The organism is Caballeronia sp. SEWSISQ10-4 2, from assembly GCF_030464885.1.
In the GTDB taxonomy this organism is placed as follows: Bacteria; Pseudomonadota; Gammaproteobacteria; order Burkholderiales; family Burkholderiaceae; genus Caballeronia.
The window spans coordinates 37,388-44,438 of record NZ_JALPRJ010000070.1 but is presented as its reverse complement, the minus strand read 5'-3'; the positions used below and the strand labels follow the sequence as shown (position 1 = coordinate 44,438).

General features: G+C 60.4%; 6 protein-coding genes. 4 read left to right on the top strand and 2 right to left on the bottom strand.

The features are described 5' to 3' along the window. The 3 genes from M0D69_RS33680 to M0D69_RS33670 all read left to right on the top strand — a co-directional run. On the top strand, positions 1-1,261 hold a 1,261-nt coding region (locus M0D69_RS33680), incomplete at its 5' end, for a site-specific integrase (RefSeq protein WP_301786157.1). A gap of 40 nt (positions 1,262-1,301) precedes the next feature. After that, positions 1,302-2,234, top strand: a complete 933-nt coding sequence (locus tag M0D69_RS33675) for a tyrosine-type recombinase/integrase (protein ID WP_301786156.1) — start codon at positions 1,302-1,304, stop codon at positions 2,232-2,234. Next, complete coding sequence (locus M0D69_RS33670; protein ID WP_301786155.1) at positions 2,231-3,241, top strand: site-specific integrase; 1,011 nt, start codon at positions 2,231-2,233, stop codon at positions 3,239-3,241. The genes M0D69_RS33675 and M0D69_RS33670 overlap by 4 nt, the downstream gene beginning before the upstream one ends. A 413-nt stretch (positions 3,242-3,654) precedes the next feature. Here the strand turns inward: M0D69_RS33670 and M0D69_RS33665 are convergent, their stop codons facing one another. Together M0D69_RS33665 and M0D69_RS33660 are read right to left on the bottom strand one after the other, a co-directional pair. Continuing rightward, a complete protein-coding gene (locus tag M0D69_RS33665) occupies positions 3,655-4,248 on the bottom strand; it encodes a DUF4865 family protein (protein ID WP_301786154.1) in 594 nt (197 codons plus the stop codon). Positions 4,249-4,302: 54 nt separating this feature from the next. Continuing rightward, positions 4,303-5,460: a rhodanese-like domain-containing protein gene (locus M0D69_RS33660; protein ID WP_301786153.1), complete on the bottom strand. Its 1,158-nt coding sequence runs from the start codon at positions 5,458-5,460 to the stop codon at positions 4,303-4,305. Between the two features lie 371 nt (positions 5,461-5,831). Here M0D69_RS33660 and M0D69_RS33655 point away from each other — a divergent pair, with 371 nt between their 5' ends. Continuing rightward, a complete protein-coding gene (locus M0D69_RS33655) occupies positions 5,832-7,034 on the top strand; it encodes an LLM class flavin-dependent oxidoreductase (RefSeq protein WP_301786152.1) in 1,203 nt (400 codons plus the stop codon). The last annotated feature ends 17 nt before the right edge of the window (positions 7,035-7,051 follow it).

Genomic DNA, 7,051 nt, shown 5'->3' with positions numbered 1-7,051 from the left:
TCCTCGTTTTACTCTCGGGAGCTTACTTTCGCTGGCCCCTTACATAGTATCTAGTGCCTTGGGCGAACTGGGTAAGCTTCAGTACAGCAGAAGATCACTGCAGCGCTATCGCACAATCTGGCGACACCTCATGGCGTTTTGTCGTGAGAATAACCTTGGAGATGAGTACTCGGCGGAGTTGGTCGTCCAGTTTTTTAACGCGTATCAGATGCGTGAAGGAGAACACCTCACGTCACGCGAGGGGTGGCGACGGCATATCGTCTTCGGCCTTAAGGTGCTGGACGACTTTGCGCGTGACGGGCACATTGAGCGAACTGTTACCGATATGCAGAAGATACAAGTCCCGGCGCCCATGAACAACGCGGTGCGCGACTACGAACGGTACTGCCGGGATCGCCTTCATCTTCGGCCGACGACCCTTCGCGAACGGATGCGAGAGATCGCCATATTCGGGGATTTCCTGGGATCAAGGAACATCACAGTTTTCGATCAGATGCAGCCGGCCGATGTCTCCGCATTTGTTACCTCACTACATCGTCTGGCGGCCAAGACCGTCTCGCGAATCGTCTGCGATGTGCGCGGCTTCCTGCGGTTTCTTCTGATGCGAGGAATTCTGCAGCGAGATCTGAGCCATGTCTTGCCGACGATCCGCGTTCCCCAGGATGCGACTGTTCCATCGGTCTGGGACACAGAGCTCGTAATCAGGTTGCTCAAGGTCGTTGATCGCAGCTCGCCCAAAGGCAAGCGCGATTACGCGATCCTCCTGCTTGCCTGTCGCCTCGGATTGCGAGTGGGAGATATCCGGACACTAACGCTCGATGACCTGAAGTGGGAAACGGCCACCGTAGAGATTACGCAGTCGAAGACCCTCGAACCGCTCTGTCTGCCACTAACGGAAGAGGTCAGAGAAGCGTTGATCGACTATTTGAGATTGGCGCGTCCTCAATCAGATTGCCTTGAAGTGTTCCTCACATTGACGCCCCCGTTTCAACCCGTCTGCGAAACTGACAACCTGCATCGCATAGTCCAGTTTTGGAAAGACCTTGCCGGCATCCGCTTCCGGACCAAACAACGCCACGGTTTGCATTCGCTGAGGCATACACTGGCGACGCAACTGCTCCGTGAGCAAACGCCATTTCATGTCATCAGCGAGATCCTGGGGCATGCGACGACGGCCTCAACGTTGATCTACGCCAAGACCGACGCGGAAACCCTGCGCACTGCCGCGTTGAACACCGAGGAGGTGCGCCATGTCGAGTAGGGAATTCAAGGGGCAGTTCCGGAGTACAGTCGGCCCGCTCATGGAACAGTTCGTCCAGGAGAAACAGGCATGTGGCTACCGCTATGGTGAGCCGGCCCGTCTGCTGGCGCGCTTTGATCGCTTCTTATGCAACGAAGCGCTATCGCAATGCGAGCTACCGCGTTCGATCAGCCGCAAGTGGCTCGCCAAACAACCCCACGAGAGTGAGGGTACCCAATATCATCGTATCTGCGCAGTTCGCCAATTCGCCCTATACCTCTGCCGGCTGGGATATCCCGCGGATGTGCCGGATCGATCTCTGACCACCAGGGGTGCCAGCAGCTTCTCACCGCGCATCCTGACACACGCCGAGATCAAGCGGCTGTTTGACGCAGTCGACAAGCTCACGCCAACCGCACGATCTCCAATGCGACATCTCATCATGCCGGAAGTATTCCGGCTGCTGTATGGCTGCGGCTTTCGGCTCGGCGAGGTGTTGCACCTGCGTGTGGCCGATGTTGACCTTGACCGAGGAGTCCTGACGGTGCGCGAGGCCAAATTTGGCAAGGATCGCCTCGTGCCTCCAGCCTTGCCGTTGGTGCAGCGCCTTCGAACCTATGCGGAAGTCATGGGAGACCGTTCGCCCGATGCCTACTTCTTCCCCTCGCCATCCGACGGCCCGTGGAGTCTCTCGGCCGTCTATTGGGTATTTCGGGGCCTGCTGCTGCGTTGCGGGATTGCGCACGCCGGTAGAGGCAAGGGGCCGCGCGTACATGATCTTCGACACGCCTTTGCCGCACATGCCTTGCTGCGCTGGTGCCGCGAGGGAGCTGACCTCGATGCGAAGCTCCCCGTACTGGCGACCTACATGGGCCATCGCTCCCTTGCCGGAACGCAGCGCTATCTGCATCTGATTGTCGAACTCTTTCCGGAGATCACGGTGCGCACCAACGCCGCCTTCGGTGACGTCATTCCGCGGAGGAACGGATCATGAAACCGACGGATTTCTCCATGCTCGTGACCAGCTTCCTGACGCATTATCTGGCCGCACAGCGCAATCTGAGCCCCAACACCATCAAGGCCTATCGCGACGTGTTCACCCTGCTGCTGCGATTCTGTCGCGACGGGCGTGGCATCGCCCTGGAACGTTTGTCTCTGGCACAGATCGACGCTTCTCTTGTGGAGGCGTTCCTTGATCATCTGGCCGACGATCGGCACGTTTCGATCAGCACACAGAATCATCGCCTCGCGACGTTGCCCGCGTTCTTCCGCTACGTACAGTCGGAAGTGCCCGAGCGCCTGCTGCAGAGTCAGCAGATTCTCGCCATTCCGCTGCGGCGACAGCCGCGCCCCAGCGTCGGTTATCTCTCCAAGGAATACCTCGCACAGATTCTCGCACAACCGGACCTGCTTACGTCCGAGGGCCGCAGAGATGCAGTGATGTTGAGCGTACTCTACGACACCGGTGCCCGGGTACAGGAGCTGATCGACCTGAACGCCGGCGACGTGCGCCTGGATCCGCCATCACAGGTGCGGCTCTTGGGAAAGGGACGCAAGATGCGCGCCGTGCCCCTGATGGACGCGACGGTCGAACTGCTGCGCCAGTATCGGCACGACAACAACCTCGATCGCCCCGAACATGCGGACAAGCCGCTCTTCCAGAACCGGCAGGGCACACGGTTAACGCGCTCGGGCGTGCGCTACCTTCTGCACAAGTATGTGCAACCTGTACGGCGCGATCATCCCGACTTCACGCAGCCGGTAAGTCCGCACAGCTTGCGGCATACGAAGGGAATGCACCTGCTGCAGAGTGGCGTCCCGCTCGAGATCATCCGCGACTTCCTGGGTCACGTGGACGTGAAGACAACTGAGATCTATGCTCGCGCGAATCTTGAGATGAAGCGGAAGGCACTCGAGAAAGCGGTGGACGGTACACCGCTTCCGACGATCCCGTCCTGGCAGCAGAACAAGTCCCTGCTCGACTGGCTACATTCGCTATAGGGCCACGGAGGTCATGCACGCCGTTTGTTAGTTGCTGGCCTCCACATCCCGCTCAAACATTTATGTCGAGTTCCAACGAACGGAATCCTTTGCTATAAGCGGGCGGGATTCGAGACAGCACATAACAACTTTCTGTCGGTAATAGATCAAATGTGCAGCAGCACATTTACTCTATCTGCATGGCGACGAAGTGAAGCATGCCCGGCAGATCCGCGAGGCGTTCTCGGACCAATAGACTCTCTCGACGACATCATTCCATCTCGGCATGATCTTGTCGAACTGCATGGCCAAAATGCTTGCGATAGGATTTTGCGCTTATCTTGGCTCGACCCCTATGTCGGCGGCGAGAAAATTTAGTTCGTTCCGAAGTTCGTCCAGTGCCGCGCGTGGCGGCAGCGCTTCTCGCGCCAATCTCACGCTATGGCGGCATCCGCCGTCTGCTCCTTCAGACGCTGCAATCCCGGCGCAGCCAGGTACGCGATTTCGTAACCGGCGACACCCTCGATCGCGTGCAAAGGCGCCGAGCTCAGCGTGAAGCGAGAGAGCTTCCAGTTGAGCACATCGAGGCCGACGAGCGATACGACGATATCGTCGCGCGTCGCGACCTGTGCGTTGCGCTTGATCTCGGCGGAACTTAAGTCACCTAGGTCGACGCCTTCGTCGACCGGGACATCTTCGCGATAAATCGACAACACGCGCCCGGGTTGGCCCGTGTGAACAGCAAGATGCAACCACGTTTGAATCGGCGGACGGCCAAACGATTCGACAACCGGTTTAAAGCGCGGCCCGGTCACGAACCTAGCCGCTTCGTCCTCGTTCAGCCACAGGTAGATCGACGTGTAGGCATTGTAATGTGCGCCATACTTCCCGCGCTCACGCAGCGCGAACGCCTTGAATGCGAGCCCTTCGGCATTGTCCCAGACGAGGCCGCGGGTACGGCCCCGCTCGCGGATTTTCGACATGTCGTAGTCCGACGGCAAACGGTGTTCATATTGCTTGATCAGCATGACTGCACTCCTGAATTTCGGGAATATTCAGGTTGCCAGAGCCGCACCAGGCGTTCAATGCCGGGTGTCGTATAACTGTGATGACGGTCGCGAATCGCCGACGCCTTGCTCGTGCCGGGCGGCCGCAAAACCCGGCAGAGCACCGCTGAATACATGCACATCCCACCCACGATGCTGCAGCCAGTATGCAGTGGTGAGCGCGCGCGTGCCGTCGTCGTCGATCAGCACGACGCGTGCGCCGCGCGTCGCCAGCGTGCGATACGTCACGCCGAGCAACTGCCCTCCCGGCGCCGAAATCGAACCAGCAAGGTGCCCTGCTTCGTATTCCTGCTCCGAGCGCACATCGAGCAGATACGTGGTGCGGGAATCCCCTTCGGCAAGCCAGGCGTCGACACGATCGCGCTCGACAATGGAAATGCCCGCGCGAGCCGCGAGCTGGCCGACCCGCTCAGCGCCATAGGCAGCAGAACTGGCACTCGCTCGCGTATGCGATCTGTCCGCACCGCTTTCAAGTTCGAACGATGCGCGCGTCCAGCCCACCGTTCCGTCTTCGAGCAACGCGACACCGTTCGGCACTTGCGCGTCGACCAGCGTCTGCGCGCCGATGATCGCGCGCGGCAAGCCGGCGCACGACACCACGACCAACGTGTCGGGATTCGGCACGTTGTCGAGAAAGCGGTGCAGGATTTCCTCGCCGGGCACGTTGACGGCGCCCGGCACGTGCGACTCCGCGAATTCGCGCGGCGTTCGCGTGTCGATCACGATCACGTCGTGGCCTTCGTCGCGTAGCGCCTGCAGTTCGGCGGCATCCAGCGAAGGCGTCGCGCGCAGCTCACGAATGCTGCCAGCGAACACGTTGCCGGGAATATCGAAGGTCGGCAGCCCGAATCCGCCGTCCACGGTCCATGCCGCCACGCCACCGGCCAGAATATGCAGATTGCTGTAGCCGAGACGCTCCAGGATCTGCGCGCCGCTCGCAGCCGTGCCGTCCCCGCCGTCGACCAGCACGAGCCGTACCGACTGGCGCGGCACGACGTCGCGCACGCTCGCTTCGAGCCGCGGCAGAGGCAGATTGGTGGCAAAGAGCGGCGCGCCGTTTCCAAAATCCGTTTCGGTCCGCAGATCGAGCAGCGCTAGTTCCTGCCCGCCGCTCAAGCCGGTCTGCGTCAGCCATGTTTGCAATGTCGACCGATGAATCTCGCGAATGCTCATGGAAGTCCCGTGTGGAATGATGAGGTTGTTTGAAAACCGAAATGAAGATGCGCCGCGGTCTGCGGCGGTTTCCGAGCCCGATAGATATAAGCGCGGACGCACACCGATTCAACCAATATAAACAGCTTTCGAAGCCATCAAAAATTCTATTTCAAGCAATCCTGTCTATCCAGATCCGGTTTCGATGTTCGGCTCGAATGACGATTACTTAGCATGATTCATTCGTTGTCGATTCGAGATTCGCCGTGATCTACTTGCGATCTGACACGCACCTGGTCCGGTGCAAGCCGCTGCGACGCTGCAACGGCTGAGGCAAGATCACCGGCCCGGACATTCGCTCTCGGGCGACCACTCACTGCATCGGAAACCCCATGGCTGAATCAAGCGGTGTCGAGCGACCGGCCGACCGCGATGCGAAACCCGCATCGCCATTCGTGCCGGTTCACTCGCCTCTCGACTATGCACAGAGCCCGGCGGCACGCCTGCTCGAACAGCCGCTGAATCTCGGCCTGTTCCTGCCAATCCAGGCCGGCGGCTGGAGCGCGTCGACGCTGCCGCGCACCACCGACTGGTCATTCGATTACAACGCCGCGCTCGTCAGGCAGGCCGAAGGCTTCGGCTTCGATCTGGTGTTCGCGCTGTCGCAATGGCTGCCAAAGGGCGGCTATGGCGGCGTCTTCAATGGCGAAGCGCTCGATTCGTTCATGTCGCTCGCGGCGATGACGGCAACCACCGAGCGCGTCTTCCTCGTGGCGACCAGTCACGTGCTGTATGGGCCGTGGCATCCGCTGCATTTCGCCAAGTTCTGCGCGACGCTCGATCACATATCGAAAGGACGCTGGGGCATCAACGTAGTGACGGGACATCGCGCCGTCGAGCATGAAATGTTCGGCTGGCAGCGCATCGAACATGACAAACGCTATGAGCTCGCTGCGGAGTTTCTCGACGCGGTTCAGCAATTGTGGGCGCAACCCGAGAACTTCTCGTTCGAACCGACGCAGTCTAAATGGCGGCTCGACAGTGCGTTCGTCACACCGAAGCCGCGCTATGGACGCCCGCTGCTCGTCAACGCCACGGGCTCTGACGCCGGCATCGAGTTCGCCGCGCGTTACTCTGACTTCATTTTCATCACCAGCCCGGCGGGTTCCGACATCGAAACGGCAATCGCCACGCTGCCTGCCCACACGGCACGCGTCAAAGCCGCGGCGCGTACGCACGGCCGCACGGTGCGCACGCTGCTCAATCCGATGGTGATCTGCCGTGAAACGTCGGCGGAAGCGCATGCCTATCGCGATGCGATCGTCGCGCATGCCGCCGAAGGCAGTTTCGATCGCTTCAATAGCGACGCGCATGCGTGGCGCAACCAGGCGGACCGCGCGCAAGTAGCGCGGCGCGCCGTGGGCGGCAATGTCTCGATGGCAGGCTCGCCGGAAGAGATCGTGGACTACATTCGGCGCCTTCATGCGGCGGGCGTCGACGGCATTCAGGTGAGCTTCTTCGACTTCGCGCCGGACCTCGAATTTTTCGGCCGGCGCGTGGTGCCCTTGCTGCGCGAAGCCGGGCTCAGGCATTGAACGCGCCGGCATCCACC